This window comes from Gilliamella sp. LMG 34361, assembly GCF_984569075.1.
In genome coordinates this window covers 745,951-767,101 of the sequence record NZ_OZ474903.1, presented here as the reverse complement: position 1 = coordinate 767,101, position 21,151 = coordinate 745,951, and the positions used below count along the sequence as shown (strand labels likewise).

At 31.6% G+C, this 21,151-nt stretch carries 17 protein-coding genes and 2 pseudogenes; 17 read left to right on the top strand and 2 right to left on the bottom strand.

Annotated features, from left to right (window positions below; genetic code table 11):
- Positions 1–4 precede the first annotated feature (4 nt).
- From AC5LXI_RS03700 to AC5LXI_RS03620, 17 genes and pseudogenes are all read left to right on the top strand, one after another.
- Complete coding sequence (locus tag AC5LXI_RS03700) at positions 5–1,000, top strand: hypothetical protein (protein ID WP_493443579.1); 996 nt, start codon at positions 5–7, stop codon at positions 998–1,000.
- Positions 1,001–1,238: 238 nt separating this feature from the next.
- Positions 1,239–2,528 carry a hypothetical protein gene (locus AC5LXI_RS03695; protein ID WP_493443578.1) on the top strand — a complete coding sequence of 430 codons (1,290 nt, stop codon included), beginning with the start codon at positions 1,239–1,241 and terminating at the stop codon, positions 2,526–2,528.
- Positions 2,525–3,166, top strand: a complete 642-nt coding sequence (locus tag AC5LXI_RS03690; RefSeq protein WP_084390397.1) for a hypothetical protein — start codon at positions 2,525–2,527, stop codon at positions 3,164–3,166. Before AC5LXI_RS03695 ends, AC5LXI_RS03690 begins: the two co-directional genes overlap by 4 nt.
- 55 nt (positions 3,167–3,221) lie before the next feature.
- Complete coding sequence (locus AC5LXI_RS03685; RefSeq protein WP_493443577.1) at positions 3,222–3,815, top strand: hypothetical protein; 594 nt, start codon at positions 3,222–3,224, stop codon at positions 3,813–3,815.
- Between the two features lie 394 nt (positions 3,816–4,209).
- On the top strand, positions 4,210–4,611 hold the full coding sequence (locus AC5LXI_RS03680; RefSeq protein ID WP_493443576.1) for a hypothetical protein: 402 nt from the start codon (positions 4,210–4,212) through the stop codon (positions 4,609–4,611).
- Positions 4,612–4,643: 32 nt separating this feature from the next.
- Positions 4,644–6,185 (top strand): hypothetical protein, encoded by a 1,542-nt coding sequence (locus AC5LXI_RS03675; RefSeq protein WP_493443575.1) that lies wholly within the window; start codon positions 4,644–4,646, stop codon positions 6,183–6,185.
- Positions 6,182–6,742: a hypothetical protein gene (locus AC5LXI_RS03670; protein ID WP_493443574.1), complete on the top strand. Its 561-nt coding sequence runs from the start codon at positions 6,182–6,184 to the stop codon at positions 6,740–6,742. Before AC5LXI_RS03675 ends, AC5LXI_RS03670 begins: the two co-directional genes overlap by 4 nt.
- Positions 6,743–6,862: 120 nt before the next feature.
- Positions 6,863–7,912 (top strand): hypothetical protein, encoded by a 1,050-nt coding sequence (locus AC5LXI_RS03665; RefSeq protein WP_493443573.1) that lies wholly within the window; start codon positions 6,863–6,865, stop codon positions 7,910–7,912.
- A gap of 113 nt (positions 7,913–8,025) precedes the next feature.
- Complete coding sequence (locus AC5LXI_RS03660; protein WP_493443572.1) at positions 8,026–9,018, top strand: hypothetical protein; 993 nt, start codon at positions 8,026–8,028, stop codon at positions 9,016–9,018.
- A 228-nt stretch (positions 9,019–9,246) separates the two neighbouring features.
- The gene (locus AC5LXI_RS03655) at positions 9,247–10,674 is read left to right on the top strand and encodes a peptidoglycan-binding domain-containing protein (protein ID WP_493443571.1); all 1,428 of its coding nucleotides are present in this window, start codon (positions 9,247–9,249) and stop codon (positions 10,672–10,674) included.
- Positions 10,675–10,863: 189 nt separating this feature from the next.
- Positions 10,864–11,871 carry a hypothetical protein gene (locus AC5LXI_RS03650; protein WP_493443570.1) on the top strand — a complete coding sequence of 336 codons (1,008 nt, stop codon included), beginning with the start codon at positions 10,864–10,866 and terminating at the stop codon, positions 11,869–11,871.
- A 649-nt stretch (positions 11,872–12,520) separates the two neighbouring features.
- Positions 12,521–12,652 (top strand): annotated as a pseudogene (locus tag AC5LXI_RS03645) (site-specific integrase); the annotation flags it as partial.
- Positions 12,653–12,727: 75 nt separating this feature from the next.
- Positions 12,728–13,431 (top strand): annotated as a pseudogene (locus AC5LXI_RS03640) (site-specific tyrosine recombinase XerD); the annotation flags it as partial.
- A 26-nt stretch (positions 13,432–13,457) separates the two neighbouring features.
- Complete coding sequence (gene dsbC, locus AC5LXI_RS03635) at positions 13,458–14,162, top strand: bifunctional protein-disulfide isomerase/oxidoreductase DsbC (RefSeq protein ID WP_493443569.1); 705 nt, start codon at positions 13,458–13,460, stop codon at positions 14,160–14,162.
- Between the two features lie 73 nt (positions 14,163–14,235).
- Positions 14,236–15,972 carry a single-stranded-DNA-specific exonuclease RecJ gene (gene recJ, locus AC5LXI_RS03630; protein WP_493443568.1) on the top strand — a complete coding sequence of 579 codons (1,737 nt, stop codon included), beginning with the start codon at positions 14,236–14,238 and terminating at the stop codon, positions 15,970–15,972.
- A 111-nt stretch (positions 15,973–16,083) separates the two neighbouring features.
- Complete coding sequence (mpl, locus tag AC5LXI_RS03625; protein WP_493443567.1) at positions 16,084–17,478, top strand: UDP-N-acetylmuramate:L-alanyl-gamma-D-glutamyl-meso-diaminopimelate ligase; 1,395 nt, start codon at positions 16,084–16,086, stop codon at positions 17,476–17,478.
- A gap of 69 nt (positions 17,479–17,547) precedes the next feature.
- Complete coding sequence (locus AC5LXI_RS03620; RefSeq protein ID WP_493443566.1) at positions 17,548–19,032, top strand: NAD(P)H-hydrate dehydratase; 1,485 nt, start codon at positions 17,548–17,550, stop codon at positions 19,030–19,032.
- A gap of 116 nt (positions 19,033–19,148) precedes the next feature.
- Here AC5LXI_RS03620 and AC5LXI_RS03615 read toward each other — a convergent pair whose 3' ends face one another.
- Both AC5LXI_RS03615 and AC5LXI_RS03610 read right to left on the bottom strand, forming a co-directional pair.
- The gene (locus tag AC5LXI_RS03615) at positions 19,149–20,507 is read right to left on the bottom strand and encodes an L-serine ammonia-lyase (protein ID WP_493443565.1); all 1,359 of its coding nucleotides are present in this window, start codon (positions 20,505–20,507) and stop codon (positions 19,149–19,151) included.
- Between the two features lie 185 nt (positions 20,508–20,692).
- Positions 20,693–20,905, bottom strand: coding sequence for a hypothetical protein (locus tag AC5LXI_RS03610; protein ID WP_493443564.1), 213 nt, complete (start codon positions 20,903–20,905; stop codon positions 20,693–20,695).
- Positions 20,906–21,151: the final 246 nt, after the last annotated feature.

The following is a 21,151-nucleotide window of genomic DNA, read 5'->3' as shown; positions in this document are numbered from 1 at the left end:
AATTATGAAATATTTATATTATCTTGCACCATTATGTTTATTAATTAGCAGCTACTGTTACAGTCAGCACTATCAAATAGAAGACAAATATCGTGGCGACCCTTTTTTTAGAAAAATCAATATAAATAAACTAGAAAAAGATTGTACTTATCCTCTAAATTATTGGCAATTAAACGACTCAAAACAAGAAAAAATACGGAAGCTTTGTCCTTTAAATTATCTCAAATTTGATTTTGCAGGCCTATATAAATTTATTTTTAAAGAGCCAGTAATCCTCTATAGCGGAAAAAATTTTCAGCTGACTTTAGGTATGTTTAAAGATAATCAAGATAATGGAGATAATGGAGATAATCAAGATAATGTTATTGAATCCGGTGCTACTATTTATGGTGGTGATATATTCCTATCAATAGTTAAAAATAATATTGTAGAAGATCAGATTTTTTTAGCTGACAATCATATTTATCTTTCCAATGATGCCGTTGCTTATCAACGTTATTATATATCTCCACAGGGCGATATATATACTTTATATTTAGGAGAATCTGATGATGGAATTTTACCTACAATATGGAAGCATTATCAAATCGATACACAAACTATGAAGTTTAAGCTAATTCAAATTGATACTAGATATTTTAAAATTAGCTTACCAGATAGTTTTTTTAAACTAAGCCAACCTAATGATACGGACAACTATAAAGATAAAGAGTTTAAAAAATGTTTAAAAGATGAAACAAGTGAGGGGTGTTTTGGCTCCCAAGTCTATCGTTATTATCTAGATCAATTAAAATCAAAAATGGAGTTATTGACTAAAAAACAAAAAGATAAAAAAAATCGTTTTTCACTATTCAAACAGAAATTAGATAAAAAATGTTTAGCTACTCCGCTTCCGTTTGATGATGATGGGCTTGATCGCTATCTTGATAATCTATATTCATGCGAAATAAAAGGCTTTAAAGTAGAGTTATCACGTGTTGAAAAACAACTCATTCATTAGCGAGGAAGTTGGATTTGAAAGTATGAAATTATAAAAATGATAAAAAAGTTAGATAATTACATAGAAAAAGTTGTGATTTTTAAACGCAACTTTTTCAAAAATAAGGAAAGGATTAACGGTTAACAGATGAAATATTCTTATTATCTGGCATTCATTAATATCTTAAACATTATAAATATTCATCTGAATAAGCATTTGGCATTGGCAAGGATTTGAGACAGTAGTCGAAAAAGCTGCTGTGGGAGAATTTTATACTAAAGTCAACGACAACCGAGCAGCGACATTGGATATTGAAGATTATACCGATTCAATGAAGAAGCTGCATAAAATATTGACTCAATCCCTTTTATATTCTGTTCAGCGAAAAAAAGCACTGCCGCCTTTTACTGTTGAATATCTGAAAGACGGCCTTCGCAACAGTTGGACAGCTGAAATGATAGGTCACTTAATAATAAAATATGAAAGTGAATGGTATGCAGACGAAGCGCTAACCAAATGGAATGAAATAGATGATTTATTTGAGGAGGAAAAACAAAAACAAAAAAATTTAATTGAAAAACAGTTAGATGAAAATAACATAACGATACCTTATAAGCGAGATTATGCCTTAAACATGGTGGATGACGTGCATGAGAAAACCAATTCAATTTGGCAGTTGGAAAAAGAGCAACGTATTAAACCCTCCCTTTGGTGGCGAGAAGTCGCACAATCCCAATCAACCCCACAAACACCGGCACTAAGCAATCTTTCTACTGATGGTAAAGCATGGTTTATTCATCCAGTATCAATGCTGGGTAGATTTGTTATAAGCCCAGATATAGTGACATATCATGTTTACCACGATGGCAGAATTGAAAGACATATTCCCGAGAATATTAATACAGAATATAAAAATAAATATAAATATGTCTATCACGACAAAAACAGTAAGCTTCATCAATTAGGTATTTATGAGTTTATTATAATAAAAAATAAGTATTTATCGAGGTCTGATAAAAGATATGGTAATACTGAATATATTCATCTTATTGATTTAAGAGAAGTAACTCAAAAATACGAAAAATATGGATTAACGTATTGTTTTAATGTGGATTGCTTTGAAGATCCTCGTTTTTTTATGAATCGTGATACACTTGCAAGCTTTTTTGGCGCAATGCTTGAAGTGAATTTTACTGATATCAGTTGTAACGGTTTTAGTACCAAAGATGGTGGATCAGGTGTTAGTGCAAGCCATATCAATGGTTATCATGGAGATTTCAAATATTTAAGGAAAAATAAGAAACTATATAAAGGGAAAGGATCAAGTCTTAATATCAAATTTAATCCTGAAGAACTGGATGTTGATAGACAAAATCAGTGGATTAATGCTTTGTATAAATTTGGCTGGACAAATATGTTAGGTTGGAGTTATACCTTAAAAGGAAAGAAACACTTTTTGAACCATATTCCGAAAGAAACTACAAATCACGAACATCATTTACATGTTCAATATTATGATATGAAGAAAGTTAAGGAAATCAAAGAATGAAACAGTTAATTTATCTGATTATTATCTGTTTTATTGTGTTTGTAAACGTTAATAAAGCAATTGCAAATACTATAAAAAATGAACTTAAGCATTATAAAAAAATAAACTTACCTTACTCATCAAATGAAACAACTGAATATTACTATTGGAAAGGTGACAACAATGTTTTATTTATATCTCCAAATCCTAAAATACCAATGAGGTTTTCGGCTAAAGAATACGCCTATACACCCAAATTAGCTCAATTCACTTATAAAAATTCTTTTTTTTATCCTGCAATTCATTTTAATTATAAAAATATTTTATATAAGGGTATTGTTTATATGGTATATGGAAGATATGGCGATGATGCAATATTTTTCTTTCAATTAAATAGTTATGATAAACAAGGAAATTTTATTGATGCTATAACCTTAGATGAACGGCTAAATGCTGAAGGTGAAGCAATAAGGTGGAGTGATTTTAAAATACAAGCTAATGGACGAATAACAGTAAATAAGATGGAGCAAATGCTTATTGATGATCATGATAATAACTTAAAAGCAGGTGATATTAATTTTTTAACAAAATTTGAATATCAGATGAGTAGTTCTGGTATTTTTGAAAAAATCGAAGAAGCAGTTATCAATAACAGATAAAATCAAAAAATGTTTATTTGATTAATTCAATTTTATTTATAACTAAGGAGAGATGGTGAAAAGATCTTATTATTTAGGTTTTTTATTATTAATATATACATCATTTTGTTATAGTGACACTTATATGATTGATGAAAAATATACTGGTGCTCCATTTATTAAAAATATTAATTTATCTGAGCTAATTGATAATTGCACAATAGATTATGAAGCCAGTATGACACTTACCAATGAAGAACGAGAATTAGATAGAAAACGTTGCCCTTTAAATACCACAAAATTTGATTTTACTAAACTCTATGATTTGATTGATAAAAAAAAGACCATCTATCAGGATGGAGATTTTGAACTTGTTATGAACAGTAAAAAAGATGAAACAGCCAATTACTTTGATATTTCATTCAATAAAATTGTATATGAAGTGAATTTATCGTTAGTTTATAAACAACAAGTCAAAAGTACAATTATATTAGCTAGCTATTCTTATAACACTATTGCTGCTTTATATTTAAGTAGTAACTATTACTATATTGATAATGATGGAGATATCTACATACTATCATTAGATGAATATGGCGACCATATTGATTCAGTAAATACATTTCATTATAAAATAGATAAAGAAAATTTAGATTTTATTGAGTTATGATGATTAAAATTTGAATTATCAAATTACCAACTCTAAGATTATAATTGTTATTAGGATATATGATTTTATAGGATGAAAAAGATCAAAGCATAAAAGACTTAATTTATCCAATTATTTGCTTGGTTGTGTTAGAGAATATTAACAATGCAATTGCAGATACTTTTAAAAATGAACTCAAGTATTATAAAAAAGTAAACTCGCCCTATTGCTCTAAGTTTTTATAAAAATTCTATTACTAGGCGGAATATAGATTATTTTCGTCTTCTGATTTTCTATATAACCATCTATTAGAGAAGACTTTCATAATACTTGGTTATCAAATTATATTAGCAATAATCAATTCAACACATTGAAAAATAGAAAAATTATAAAAATATTGCAGGGAATTTTAAAAGTGAACGTAAAGGGAATAGCCGTATACGAAGCTGCAGATGACAAACAAAAATTGACTTATTTACCACCAAAAGCAACAATTGAATTAGATGGGCAAGAAAACGGATACGCTAAAATTCGTAAAATTAATGATTGTGACGTTCCAAACCTATTAGTAAAAGAAAATGGCAGTTCAGACGCACCGCATAAAGGTTATGTCAAAGTGACCTCACTGACTTCATTCACGTTTAAACCTGTAAAATTCAATGACATTGTGGTATTAAAATCACCGATTGCGATTTCAAGTGGTGATTTTATCGGTTATATTGGGCATAATCAACGCCAAAAAGACCATATTGAGGCATTAAAAAGCTTACCGATACCAAAGTTAAAACGGCCATCAGATAAAAAATTACCACCTTAACCAAAGATAACACAGTACATTATCCACGGACGGTGTCATTAAATTCATTAAGTAATGAGAATTTAATCGCTATAGAAGATGAAAGTACGGGTTCAATATGGGTAAATGTGACCGCAGGAAATGAAGAGGGTATGCCAATAAAAGGTTGGGTAAACATCAAAAAAGATGCTCAAGAGCACGTTAAACGAATCAGCCCCTGGCATTGGCAAGGATTTGAGACAGTAATCGAAAAAGCTGCTGTGGGAGAATTTTATACTAAAGTCAACGACAACCGAGCAGCGACATTAGATATTGAAGATTATACCGATTCAATGAAGGAGCTGCATAAAATATTGACTCAATCCCTTTTATATTCTGTTCAGCGAAAAAAAGCACTGCCACCTTTTACTGTTGAATATCTGAAAGACGGCCTTCGCAACAGTTGGACAGCTGAAATGATAGGTCACTTAATAATAAAATATGAAAGTGAATGGTATGCAGACGAAGCGCTAACCAAATGGAATGAAATAGATGATTTATTTGAGGAGGAAAAACAAAAACAAAAAAATTTAATTGAAAAACAGTTAGATGAAAATAACATAACGATACCTTATAAGCGAGATTATGCCTTAAACATGGTGGATGACGTGCATGAGAAAACCAATTCAATTTGGCAGTTGGAAAAAGAGCAACGTATTAAACCCTCCCTTTGGTGGCGAAAAGTTGCACAATCCCAGCCAACCCCACAAACACCTGAACTAAGCAATCTTTCTGCTGATGGTAAAGCATGGTTTATTCATCCAGTATCAATGCTGGGTGAATTGATAAATCCAGGTATAGTGACATATCATATTTATCACGATGGAAAAATTGAAAAACACATACCACAGGAAATATCGAAAGGTTACGAGCAAAAATATAAGTATGTTTATCATGATGAAAAGAATAATGAACATGAAATATGTATTTGTGATTGGCATACTACTAAGGAGAAAGCAGATGGTGTAATAGTAAGCGCGCCGAATAGAAAAGATCCAAATATTATTGAATATAAAGAAAATTTAAATGAAGGAGATACTCAAAAAAGAGTAAAATTTAAAAATGGAGATATTGCAGAATATGGTAATCATCCCCAAAAAAAATTGATTTGGCGACTATATAAGGCTTTGAATAAAAATGTCGAAATAGTTAGGATGCCAGATGAAATCAATTACAATAAAGGTAATGTTAAGGTTAGGTATAGTTTTTCTAATACGAAAAGACGCTATACAGGACCAGGCCCTTTAGCTGGTTTTATTGGTGCTTTAGCTGAAACCGGTTTGCAGTTAACAACTACTGGTAGTTGTTTTGCAGAAGGGTCTTGTTTTCCTAGTTCTGAACATGTAAATGGAAAAAGCGTTGATACTCTTTATTTAAATGATAAAGATGAACAAAAATTTATTAATGCCATGCATAAATTTAATTTTAATGAACAAATAACAGGAAAAGATAAGAAAAAATTTGATAATGCAAGAAAAGAAAAAGATGGTGAACTGCATAATACTCATCTACATTCAGAATTTAAACTAGATTCTATAAAGGAAATAAAAATATGAAAAATTTTATTTATATCCCAATCATTCTATTAATAACAGTATTTGCTGAATGTAATATTAAAATAGTAGAGGCAAAGACTAAAGGTAATGAAACTATAATAACCAATTCGTTTACTGGAGAAAAATTAATATCAAGAAAACAATTTGTACAATCTGTGAATAGAACTTGTAAAAAAGACAATAACCAATGTACACTTTCAAAGATACAAAAAAGTTATTATCAGCAATTTCGTGACCTAAGCAATGATGAAATAACTATATCGAAACTTAAGAATAACATTGAATTAAAATTAAAAAAAGAAGAAACTCAAAACGAATTTTTAATAACTATCAACTTAATTTCATATAAAAATAATAAAAAAGTAGACTCTATAATATGTTATGAATACAAAAATGATCCAAATGATAGTTTGGCGGTAGAAAAACTGTACTATCTAGAAAATTATAATTTATGGACACTGTATTTTATTTATGATTTAAGAACCAAAACAGCGGAAGATTGGGTTAAATATAAAATCAATCCCGAAACAGGAAAATTTGAGTTAGTTAATAAATAAGTTAATAATTAACTTTATTCTATTTTTACTTTACATGCAAAGCATAATGGAAAAAATACATATAAATTAAGTTTAATTATCAAAATATACATAATTGATTATTAACAATAAAAAATAATTATGAAATTAAAAAAAATCATTTTAAAAATTACTATTGTGTCAACTCTGTTAATAAGCTACGCCTATGCAACCGAACCACCCGAAAAATGGTATTTTTATAAAGTTTCAAAAAATACTGTCTTGGGCGGAGAGCCAACTTTTGAAAGAGAGCGATTAATATATAGATATTGGCAAACGAAACTAACAATAACCGACAAAGAGGTAGTAATCGACAAAGCTTGCACTATTCCAGAGGGTGCAATGAACGAAATCGTTACACCATTATCGTATTGGAAGTCGCCAGAGCAAGTAGACAAGTACCAGAAAATTTTTTCAGAAGAAAAAATCCCAATCGAAAACCAAATTCACATAATAAAAAATGACTTAAATGATAAAGGTTCGCCCTGCTCTAAACAGGATTTTACCGCCTTAATAAAAACAGGAAACTTTATGGTATTTATGACCGAACCAGGATATATAATTATTTTTTCAAAAAATTTAGAAAAAGACAGATTATCATCAGCCACGTATAGAGGATTAAATCAACCATTAAATTTGCTAGGTCACTCAATGTTAAGTGATAAAAAAATTGTTAAAAAAATAAATAAAGAGTGTGATTATCCTGCTGATGGTACTTATGAGTATGATAGTTATAACAAATGTCCATTAACAGAGTTAGGTATATATTTTGCTAGTGTAATAAATAAATTAGACGCCGAAAAAGAATATAGTTTTGAGAAAAATAAAGATAAATTCTATTTTACTAGAAATCAAATAAAAGAATTTGAATACGAAATATATTTGAATATTGAAAAAAATAATAAATTAATAGACCGTTTACCCATCTATAAGGAAAATATTTTAGAATCGGCCGCTTTCATACAATATTACTATATTGATAACGAATTCAAAAATATTTGGCTGTTAAATTATGTTGGTGATGATTCAACTTATGATATAGAAAAATGGCGACATTATAAAATTGATAATACAGGGCATTTTAAATTATTAGAATCTGTATCATGTGAACATCGTAATAGAAAAGGAATAGTGAAATGTCATAATGGTTAGTAGTGTTTTTATTAAATCATATTGTAGCCAGTAAGTTAAATGATTACATAGAAAAAGTTGTGATTTTTAAACGCAACTTTTTCAAAAATAAGGGAAGGATTAATGGTTAACAGATGAAATACTCACATTATCTAGTACCACTTTGTTTACTATTCAGCTCCTACTGTTACAGTCAGCACTATCAAATAGAAGACAAATATCGTGGCGATCCATTATTTAGAAAAATCGACATGAATAAATTAGAAAAAGATTGTACTTATCCACCAAATTATTGGCAATTAAGTGACTCAAAACGAGAAGAAATAGATAAACTTTGCCCTTTAAATAATCTCAAATTTGATTTTCAAGGATTATATAAATTTATTTATAAAGAGCCAGTAATCATCTATAACGGACAAGATTTTCAACTGACATTAAGTATGTCAGAAGATAATGAAGATAATGATATTGAATCCGGCGTTACTATTTTTGGTGGTGGTATATATCTATCAATAGTTAAAGATAATATCGTAAAAGATCAGGTTTATTTGGCTAATAATTCTATTTACCTTTCTGATTTTGGGGTAGCTTATCAACGTTATTTTATATCTCCACAGGGCGAGATATATACATTATATTTGATAGAGGTAGAAGAAGGTATTTTTCCAATGTTTTGGAAACACTATAAAATTGATAATCAAAAAATGAAGTTTGTACTTCAAGATATGTTACTCAATGTTACAGATGGGGAACTGTATCAAATTATTTATCCAAACCAATTCAATATTATTTTGAATAAACCAGTCACAAAAATCGATCATAAAAAGCTTAAGTCATGTGAAGATAAGTATGACACAGAACAATATTATAGTTGCTATATAGATGTTTATAACCATTACAATAGTAGATTAAAACAAAAAATCAGTTTACTAAATAAAAATAACAATACAATAAAAAAATCTTATTCAAAAATACAGCAAAAAATGGCTTCAGATTGCTTAGAATTACCACCTCCAGTTACTGGTAATAGGAGAAAGACCGATCCTTATTTATCTAACGTTATGTTTTGTTTGATCCAAAATTATAAACAAGAAATAACCGATATTGAAAAACAACTCGCTCACTAGCCAGAAAGTTGGATTTGGAAGAATAACATAAAAAAAGTTAGATGATTACAGAGAAAAAGTTGTGTTTTTTTAAACGCAACTTTTTCAAAAATAAGGAAAGAATTAATGGTTAACAGATGAAATATTCTTATTATCTGGCATTCATTAATATCTTAAACATTATAAATATTCATCTGAATAAGCATTTGGCATTGGCAAGGATTTGAGACAGTAATCGAAAAAGCTGCTGTGGGAGAATTTTATACTAAAGTCAACGACAACCGAGCAGCGACATTAGATATTGAAGATTATACCGATTCAATGAAGGAGCTGCATAAAATATTGACTCAATCCCTTTTATATTCTGTTCAGCGAAAAAAAGCACTGCCACCTTTTACTGTTGAATATCTGAAAGACGGCCTTCGCAACAGTTGGACAGCTGAAATGATAGGTCACTTAATAATAAAATATGAAAGTGAATGGTATGCAGACGAAGCGCTAACCAAATGGAATGAAATAGATGATTTATTTGAGGAGGAAAAACAGAAACAAAAAAATTTAATTGAAAAACAGTTAGATGAAAATAACATAACGATACCTTATAAGCGAGATTATGCCTTAAGTATGGTGGATGACGTGCATGAGAAAACCAATTCAATTTGGCAGTTGGAAAAAGAGCAACGTATTAAACCCTCCCTTTGGTGGCGAGAAGTCGCACAATCCCAACCAACCCCAAAAACACCGGCACTAAGCAATCTTTCTGATGATGGTAAAGCATGGTTTATTCATCCAATTACATTGATAAATCAGTTCAATGGAGTGAAAATTCTTTTCCGAAAAGGAGATAAACATGAAATTATTCGAGAAATTAATATTAGACTCGCTGGTTTTGGTGGAAATGTACCAACAGATGAATTTACTGAAAGAACTGAAAATATGATAAAACAATTCCAACGTGATTATATGCTTGTTGAAGAAACTGGTGTTGTTGATATGGAAGTGATTGAAGCAATTGATGAATTTCAAGAGAAATATTCAGTAAGAACTTTTTTAGAGGAAGCTAAGTGTCCATGTTCAAGTTTAATAAAGTCAAATGCATGTTCGGGATTTGGTCAGGGTAATTATAAAGAGCAAAAGCAAAATAAAAAAATAAGCGAAATGTATAGAAAGTATGAATACCCAGGTATTCATAGAACATTATTTTGGGTTTTAAGAACTATCATGTTTTATATTGAAAATGATGGGCAATATAATAATTTAAAACTTGATTGTGTTTATTCTGGTTATCGATGTTGGAAAAATAATAACTATTATAAACGATATAGTACTAATCATATGGGTAAAGCTTTTGATATACATATTTTTAAAAAAGGAAAAGCTAAAAATATACATACAGCTAATGAACGTATCGACTGTTGCGATTTAGTGCGAGATCTTTTGACAGATAAGACAAATGCCGAATATAGATGGTTTCATAAGAATGGAATTGGTTTAGAGAATAGCGAGAAAAAATATCATCCTACAAAAGGAAAAGATAAGAGCAATATAGCAAGTACTTGGGTCCATTATGATGTTCGTACATTTGAACTGGAGTATTTAGAGGATCAATATTTTGCTATATCGGAAAAAGATGTTAATGGCACAAAAATGAAAGAATTAATAATGAGTAGAAATTAGTCTTGCAATTTAGAACATTATAGATAACTCATTGTAATGAATATATATATAAGAAAACAAGATTAACTATTTTAATTAAATAGGAAATAATAAATATTTTTCCTGAAATTTATTTTTGAATACTAAATTTTAGCTTTTCAAATAAAATCAGTATGTCTCATATAACATTATATAAAGGATTTTGTGGATATGAAAAAAATTAAATTATTTTTATTATTGCTATTATTTTTACATTTACCTAATTTATACGCTATATCAAATGACAAATCATTTTCAAAAGAGTTGACACAACTACCAATTATTGAAGCTCCTTTAAATGATAAAGATGTGTTTAACTTGTATATGGAAAACTCATTAAAAGAAATACCTGCCCATTATAAAAAGTATTTGGATATTCCTTCATACGAAGGGGATTATATATTAGCAGCGAAATTACCCTCAATTTCTTCAAATATTAATCCATATATTATTAGTTATATTATGGAAAGTGGAGAAGATGATTCATATTTATATTTATTTTCAGACAATGATAAAGTTTCAGATAAACTATTGATTTTTAGTTATAGGACAACGACAAGGGGTGGACCTGGAGAATACGGGCTTCCTGTTGGCTATCGTTATTTTAATATAGATAAAAACTATTCAATTGAACGTTGGCAACGTTTTGAAGATGAAACTATTGAAATCCAACATTATCAAGTAAACCAAAATGGGAAATTTAAAGAAATTCCTGTGACATCGGAATGTTATAATCAATTTCCACCGAAAGATAAAAAAAAGCACTCCTCAAAAAGTCTTTTGTTATCCAACTTTCAAGCCAATAACTATTTACGTTCTTATCTTGAGGATAAAAATAATTTTTATGATATGATTATGACGCTAAATATAGAAGAAAATATTTTTTGTCTCAATTATCAACAGTCATACCCAATAACTCTGAATAAAATCAATACTAAAAAGTTTTTTAATAATGAAAACTTATACCAACAACAGGTTGAAAATTTTAAGAAAGTAGGTATTGATATAAGTAATGAGTTGGAATATATCACTTTCCAAAATATCGAAAATACCCGATTAACTAATTTTTTATTGAATGGCAATCAGGCGATTTATATGGACAATAAACTCTTTTTTATCGGTGAAAATTACTTTGCTTTTTTTTGGCAACCAAAAGATGAAGAATTATTTTATGAATAGGTTAAATTTTAAGATATGATGATAGTCATTATCTATCTAAAATAGAACAGTAAAAAAGTAGAAAGTTCTCAATCATTTTTTTAATAAAGATTTTAATATGAAAAAGCGTAAAAGTTTTAAGTGACTTAATAATTAGTCACCATAAAGAAATCTTATTTTTTATGACGCGATTTTAAACATTAAAAAAATAAGCAAGAGATTAATAATCGATCAAACCTAAGTGATTTTTTTAGAAATTAAAAAAATGAATTAGAAAACTATCATTTGACAACAGATAGCTTTAGTAAACTTTTTTATTATAGTGATAATGGTGATTCATCAAATCTATGTAATCTATATCGCTAGATAATAATGAATTGATGATAACTTATGAAAATCAATTGACTTTTTTCATCATTTATCTAAACAATATGAAAAAACTCAATGATTTTTATTGCAATGCGAAATGTGTAAACACGCAGCAAAAAGGTATGTAACCTATTAATGTTTGTTATTATCAGAACATTTCAATTTTAGATGTCTATGATGTAATGCATATTAATTGAATATCAAAAAAGTATTATACTAGCCTATAATCTGAACCTATCAGCAACTTGTCCTCAGTTAGTATATAATATTAAAGAACTGTCGAAAAAAGAGTTGGCATTTAATGTCTGATAAAGATATATCACCCCAGAATAAAATCCTGATTGAACAATTTTTAGATTCAATTTGGTTAGAACGAAATCTCGCTGAAAATACCATTGATTCTTATAAGCTTGATCTGTTCGCATTAGGCCAATAACTGCAATTACAACAAGTTAATTTTCTCATAGCACAATCGAGTAATTTGTAGGAATTTTCATTGCAACGCGTTAAAGATGGTTACAAAGCTAGTCGCTCAGCTCGCTTACTTAGTGCAACTAAACGTTTTTTCAATACTTATACCAAGAAAATTATCGAACCGATGATCCATCAACTATATTGTCATCCCCCCAAATTACCTAAAAAGTTGCCCAAAGATCTAACCGAGCTACAAGTTGATACCCTACTTGAATCGCCAAGTATTGGGCCCACTAGAGTTACGTGACAAAGCGATGTTAGAAGTGCTATACGCAACAGGATTACGTGTTTTAGAATTGGTTAACTTAGAAATTAGCGACGTAAGCCTAAGACAAGGTTCGGTCAGAGTTGTAGGTAAAGGGAATAAAGAGCGCTTAGTTCCACTGGGAGAAGAAGCAATTTATTGGCTTGAATACTATTTCAAATATGCCCGGAGTGACCTTCTAAAAAGTGGTCCAGTTGATGTGCTATTTCCGAGTCGATTGGGTAAAAATGACACGACAGACGTTCTGGCATAGAATAAAATATTATGCCATACTAACGGGCATTAATATTGAAGCCCTTTCGCCTCATGTACTTAGACACGCTTTTGCAACGCATTTGCTTAATCATGGTGCCAATTTGCGAGTGGTACAAATGTTACTTGGGCATAGTAGTTTATCAACTACACAAATTTATACACATGTTGCAACAGAAAGATTAAAACAGTTGCACAACAAACATCATCCTCGTGCATAACAGTTTAGATAACTAAGGATAATTGAATGAAAAAATTAGTAATCAGTTTAGGTTTAGCGTTGATCTCAACTTCAGTATTAGCAACTAACGCTGACATTAACAAAGCAATGGAAAAATTAGGGTTTTCAAGTAAAGAAATTACTATCGAAAATAACCCAATACAAGGGTTAAAAAGTGTTACCACTCCAGATGGTATTTTTTACATCACTGATGATGGTAAATTCTTAACGCAAGGACCAATATATAATCTTGAAGGCAGTGAACCGGTAAATATTGCCAACAACAATAACTTAAAACTAATGAAATCAATTGAAAAAGATGCCATTGTTTACCAAGCACCAAATGAAAAATACGTTATCTCAGTTTTTACTGATTACACTTGCCACTACTGTAAATTATTACACGAAAATATTAATCAATATTTAGATGCAGGTATCTCAGTTCACTATTTTGCCTTCCCACGCGCAGGCGCGGATAGTGAAGTAGGTAAAAATATGCAATCTATTTGGAGTGTGGTTGATCGTAAAGCTGCTTTTGAAAATGCCTATAAAGGTAATAAAATTTCACCAGCTAATAGCATGATTCCTTATGTAACGCAGCAATTTAATGTTGGTAAAAAATTAGGTATTAATGGAACACCAGCAATAGTTTTACCTGATGGACAGCTTGTTTCAGGCTATGTTCCTGCTGATAAGTTAATCGAAATTCTAAAAAAGAAAGCTAAAAACTAGTATTGTATAATTTATAATTTTTAAAATATAAAATACAAAAGCATGTTAGCGCATTAGCGCTAACATTCATAATATGAAAGCAGATAAATTAATACACCGTAAATTACCCGAAACGATACCAGAATTTTCAAATGATATTCCGTTATTATTGCAACGAGTTTATGCTTTACGTGGAATAACGTCTATGCAAGAGTTGGACTATACCACTCGTAACTTATGTAACTACGACAATCTCGATGGTACCAATACCGCTGTTGACATCCTTTATTCAGCAATGAAGAACAATCAGCGAATAATAATTGTCGGAGACTTTGATACAGATGGCGCAACAAGTACTGCATTAACAGTAATAGCGTTAAAAAAAATGGGCTGTCAATTTGTCGATTTTATTATTCCAAACCGTTTTGATGATGGATATGGCCTAAGTATCAACGTTGTAAAAAAAGCAATTTTACAAAAAGCGGATCTTATTATTACCGTTGATAACGGGGTTTCCGCTATTGAAGCAGTCGAATTTGCCAAACAATCCAATTTAGCAGTCATTATTACCGATCACCACTTATGCCCAGAACAACTACCAGCTGCCGATGCGATTATCAATCCTAATTTACCAAACTGCACTTTTCCTTCAAAAAACTTAGCTGGTGTTGGCGTGGCTTTTTATTTTATGTTGGCGTTACGGGCAAAACTACGCAAGGAAAACTGGTTCGCTAACCATAATTTAGCAGAATATAACATTGCCAGCTTACTAGACTTAGTTGCGCTTGGCACCATTGCCGATGTAGTAAAACTTGACCTCAATAATCGCATATTGGTTCATCAAGGTATTAGACGTATTCGAGCCGGTTATTGTTGTGAAGGAATCAAAGCATTATTAAATATCTCTAGGCGAGATCCGCTTACGTTAACCTCCATAGATATTGCTTATTACATAGCCCCAAGACTAAATGCTGCTGGGCGAATGGATAGTATGTCGCTTAGCGTAGAATTACTACTATGTGAGGACTACGATAGTGCAATTAAATTGGCTACTGATCTTGATACGCTTAATAATGATCGAAAATTAATTGAGCAAACAATGTATCAAGAAGCATTAACCCATATTGAACAAATACAGCTGAAAAAAAAATCATTTCCTAATTCATTAGTTGTATATCATCCAAAGTGGCATCAAGGTATTATTGGTATCGTATCGGCACGATTGAAAGACAAACATTATCGCCCTGCTATATGTTTTGCTTCAACGGAAGATGGATTATTAAAAGGTTCGGGACGATCAATAGAAGGTATTCACTTACGAAATATACTCTATGAACTCAATCAAAGATATCCCGATATTCTAATTAGCTTTGGTGGTCATGCCATGGCAGCTGGATTAAGTATTCAAGAAAAAGATTTAGCTCAATTCAGCGATCTTTTTGAAGCTTTGGTAACTGAACAACTTGATTTGGATGTACTTGAAAAAACCATTGAAACCGACGGAGAAATAGATAATGACGATTTTAATTACTCAATAGCAAAGTTATTAAAAGAATCTGGCCCTTGGGGCGAAGGATTTATCGAACCCACATTCGATGGTGAATTTGTTATTCATCAACAACGCTTAATTGGCGAGAAGCATCTTAAACTGGTACTCGAACCTAAAAATGGAGGGCCAATAATTGAAGGGATCTATTTTAATACCAATTTAACCCAATGGCCCGATCATACGATAAAAAATGCAAAAATTGTTTATCATTTAGATGTAAATGAATTTCGTGGAAATCAAAACCTAAAATTAATGATAAGGCATATTTGGCCTATCGCATAAGCAATTAAAATCGACTATAATTGCAAGATTCAAAAATCAGATCTGTTAACCATAAAAATAAGACTAGCAGTTTTATCATTAGTACAATTTATACAACATTAAGGACAAAAAATGCATATTCATATTCTTGGGATTTGTGGCACATTTATGGGCGGCATTGCATTAATAGCTCGTTCATTAGGTCATAAAGTAACGGGATCAGATAAAAATGTTTACCCACCAATGAGTACGCTATTAAAAAAAGAGCATATTGATATTATTGAAGGAGACGATCCTTCACAATTAACGCCAAAACCTGATTTGGTCATCATTGGCAATGCTCTATCAAGAGGAAATCCTTGTGTTGAATATATCTTGGATAACAACATTCCTTATATTTCAGCACCACAATGGTTACACGATAATGTATTGAAAAACCGCTGGGTTATTGCTGTGGCAGGTACGCACGGCAAAACAACGACAGCAGGAATGGTTAACTGGATTTTAGAAAAACAGGGTTACAATCAAGGTTTTGTTATTGGTGGTGTACCAGGTAATTTTGAAGTATCAGCAAGGTTAGGCGAAGGAAACTTTTTCGTTATTGAAGCCGATGAATATGATTGTTCTTTTTTTGATAAACGTTCTAAATTTATGCATTATTGCCCAAAAACGTTAATTATGAACAATTTAGAATTTGATCATGCAGATATTTTTGATGATCTTAGTTCAATTCAAAAACAATTCCACCACTTAGTTCGTTTAGTACCAAGTAAAGGGTTGATAATTTCACCGCAAGAAGATATCAATTTAAAACAAGTTTTAGCAAAAGGTTGTTGGAGTGAGCAATCATTCACCGAATCAGAAAATGGCTGGATGGCGAAAAAAATCGCAAATGATGCGAGCCAGTTTGCCGTTTACTTTAACAATGAACAGGTTGGCGAAGTTAACTATTCGCTTGTCGGTGAGCATAATATGCATAATGCCTTAATGGCTATTGCAGCAGCACATAATGTAGGTATTAAACCGGCCGATGCTTGTTTAGCACTGGGATCGTTTTTGAATGCTAAAAGACGTTTAGAGTTATATGGTGAAGTTAATGATATTGAGATTTATGATGACTTCGCCCATCATCCAACTGCCATTTTAGCTACTTTAGAGGCATTACGTAGCAAAATTGGTGCAAATCGACGAATATTAGCAGTTTTAGAGCCTCGTTCGAATACCATGAAACTAGGCATATCGAAAGATGAATTAGCACCTTCATTAGGTCGTGCTGATGAAATATATATATTTCAACCAGAACAACTACCTTGGTTAGTTGCAGATGTGGTTGATGCTTGTATTCAACCTGCATATTGGAGCGGCGATATTGATTTATTAGTCGAGATGATTACTAAATCAGCTAAACCATCCGATGCAATCTTGATTATGAGTAATGGTGGTTTTAATGGTATTCATAATAAGATTTTAGAAAACTTAAAAAAACAACAATTAAAAGATCAATTAGATGAACAAACTTTAATCTAATAATTGATTTATTTACCGATATGATTTTGCCACGCAACGTGGCATTCATATACAATGAGAGGTAATCTCATGCAATACTTAGTCACCTCATCTGAAATGAAGCATTATGATGCTTACACCGCAAATATAATTGGCTTACCTTCACTAGTATTAATGGAACGAGCCGCATTAGCGATAATAAATCAACTTCAGAAAAATCACTATAATTTAAACAAAGTTGCTGTAGTATGTGGTTATGGTAATAATGGCGGTGATGGTATTGCTGTAGCTCGCTTACTTAAATTACAGCATATTGATGTTGATGTGTATTTGATTGGTGAAGTTGATAATGCTTCGGACGAAACCTTACAACAAATTAAAATTGCCCAACATTATAATGTTAAATTTATCACGTCCCTAGCCGATTCCTTTAGTCAATATACGACTATTATTGATGCCATTTTTGGTATAGGACTTAATCGCCTAGTTACCGGCAATTTTCTTTATACAATTGAACAAATGAATCAAAGCAATGTCGATGTGCTTGCTATTGATATTCCTTCAGGACTTTGCTGTGACACAGGTAAAATTCTTGGTACAGCAGTTAAAGCTAAACAAACAGTAACTTTTGCTTATTCAAAAATTGGTCTATCGCTCCATCCTGGCGTTGAATTAGCTGGCGAAATCACCATTGCGGACATTGGTATCTATGCAACTGTTCCTGCAAGTCATTACACTTATCAAACCAATGAATTGCATCAATTATTACCGTGCAGATCAAATAACAGTCATAAAGGTAGTCATGGTAAAGTGTTAGTTATTGCCGGATCAGAAAATATGTCCGGAGCCGCCTACTTCTCAGCTAAGGCCGCGTATAAAACCGGCGCAGGGTTAGTACGTATTTACACACCAATTTGTAATCGAGATATTTTATTAACCCAACTACCTGAACTATTATTCACACCATTTATTCCCAACAAAATCGATACAGAAAAACTTGAAGAACTAATAAACTGGGCTTCTGTCATTGTTATTGGGCCCGGAATGGGAGTATCCGATGATACCCGCACAATCTTATCGCATGTATTAAATCATGCAACGATTCCTATAATCATTGATGCTGATGGACTTAACACTTTAGCGCAAAATATAAAATTATTGGAACAAGTTCAATCAACAATTATTGTTACTCCACATTTAGGTGAAATGGCAAGATTAATTAATCAACCTATTGAAAAAATAAAAGATAATCTAATATCTACCGCTAAAAAATTCGCAAACGACTATCACTTGATCTGTGTATTAAAAGATGCCAAAACAATAGTTACAATACCCGAACAAGCTACTTATATTAATCAAACTGGCAATAGTGGCATGGCAACCGGCGGTAGTGGAGATGTGTTAACTGGGATTATGGCTGGGCTTATCGCTCAACATTTACCGCCAACTACGGCTGCTCCAGTAAGTGTTTACTTACATGGGCTAGCAGGTGACGTGGCTCTAAAAAAACAAAATAAATATAGTTTATTAGCCAGTGATATCATCGACAGTCTAAACGAAATATTATCTGTTTAGTTATAAAAATAAACATAATTTTGTATATCGAGTAAGGATTTATCATCAAGGATTATGATAATAATAATATGTCGCCGAATACAAAATCGGCGAATTTTGAGTTGTTAGCTTAATTACTAACTACAATGAACGATAATGGCTAACCCGCCACGTGAAGTTTCACGATATTTGGCATTCATATCCTTCCCGGTTTCGTACATTGTTTCAATCACCTTATCAAGCGATACAATCGCCGCCGTAGTACGCCTTAATGCCATGCGCGTCGCATTAATTGCTTTGACTGCAGCAATCGCATTGCGCTCTATACAAGGAACTTGCACTTGACCATCAACCGGATCACAAGTTAACCCTAAATTATGCTCCATCCCAATTTCCGCAGCCATACAAACCTGTTGAGGATTACCACCTAACAATTCAGCTAATCCTGCCGCCGCCATAGAACAAGCCACGCCAACCTCACCTTGACAACCAACTTCTGCCCCAGAAATAGAGGCATTTTCTTGATAAAGTAATCCGATGGCTCCACAAGTTAAAAAATAGCGAATAAAAATATCCGGGGATACCGGATCAATAAACTTATCATAATATGCAAGTACTGCAGGGATGATGCCACAAGCGCCATTGGTTGGCGCTGTCACTACCCTGCCACCGGCAGCATTTTCCTCACTAACCGCTAGCGCAAACATATTTATCCAATCAATAACAATCATTGGATCATTATTACTTTTGCTAGTCAATAATTGCCGATAAAGCGCATTTGCTCGACGAGGAACCTTAAGCGCTCCAGGTAATAATCCTTCAGTATTCATGCCTCGCTTAATACAATCAAGCATTGTTTGACCAACTAAAGAAAAGTAATTTACAACTTCTTTATGAGTATGGTGTTGTAACTCATTTTTTAACACAATACTAGATATTGACAATGAGTTATCATCACAATGCTGCAATAATTGTGAGGCGGTTGCAAAAGGATAAGGTACATCTATTGCATTCTGATCTTGTAGACCGAACAATTCCTCTGCAACAATTTTACCACCACCCACTGAATAATAAGTCTTTTGCGCAATTAGTTCGTCATGATGGTAAGCACTTAACGTCATAGCATTTTCATGTAGTGGCAAAAAAGTAGAGTGAAAGATAATACTCTCGTTGGAAAAATCGACTTGGTATTTACCATTATATATTGGTAGTTTACAACATTGATTAATAGTTTGAATAAAATGCGGGATCTGGTCAATATTAACGGTATCAGGTTTTTCGCCAGATAATCCAAGTATAATTGCAATATCAGTATGATGGCCTTTGCCCGTCAGCGACAAAGAACCATATATATCGGCCACAATTTTTGTCACTAACGACATTTGCCCATTATCAATAAGCTCATCAACAAATGCTTTACCTGCTCGCATTGGACCAACGGTATGTGAACTAGAAGGACCTATACCAATTTTGAATATATCAAAAACTGAACCCATTTTATCCCTTTTTGTAATCAATGACTTGCTCGTAATTATAGTTAAAAACGACTTATATTTAGTGCTATATTATGGTGATAACAATTGTCGAATCAAGCCATTAATTGAAATTAAATTATTAGCATAAAAATTTTTGAGGAACGGGGTTTTTGACAACTAATTTTTGTTAAAAACCCTCAAAATTTTTATATCGAATCGTAGTAACAAATAATACCTAAATCTGACCGTATAATTTCCATAAAGCCATTAGACAATATTTCAGATGAGTTGTGGAAAAAACTAGGTTTTTCTTTTAATATCAATTTACCAAAAAGCTTATTTTCAAAATATAAATCGCCACCATCAGTAATGGTAATACGGTCATCAGGATTAATAAAACCAGGACAGGGACATTCCATTATATATTCCGTTGTATTAGACAGTCGACTACAACCATCAGTTCACCAATGAAACTCTAATACCTCTTGATAACTTAAATCAAACAGATGATATTTATTACATTTAATCGGTAAATATAAAATAAGTACAGCTAAGAAGAGAAAAAATAAACGTTGTTTTAATTTAGGTATATTCAATTTGTCCATATTGTTTAGTAACTTATTCTCAATAAAAGAAAATTTATCATATATAAACATTTATAACCA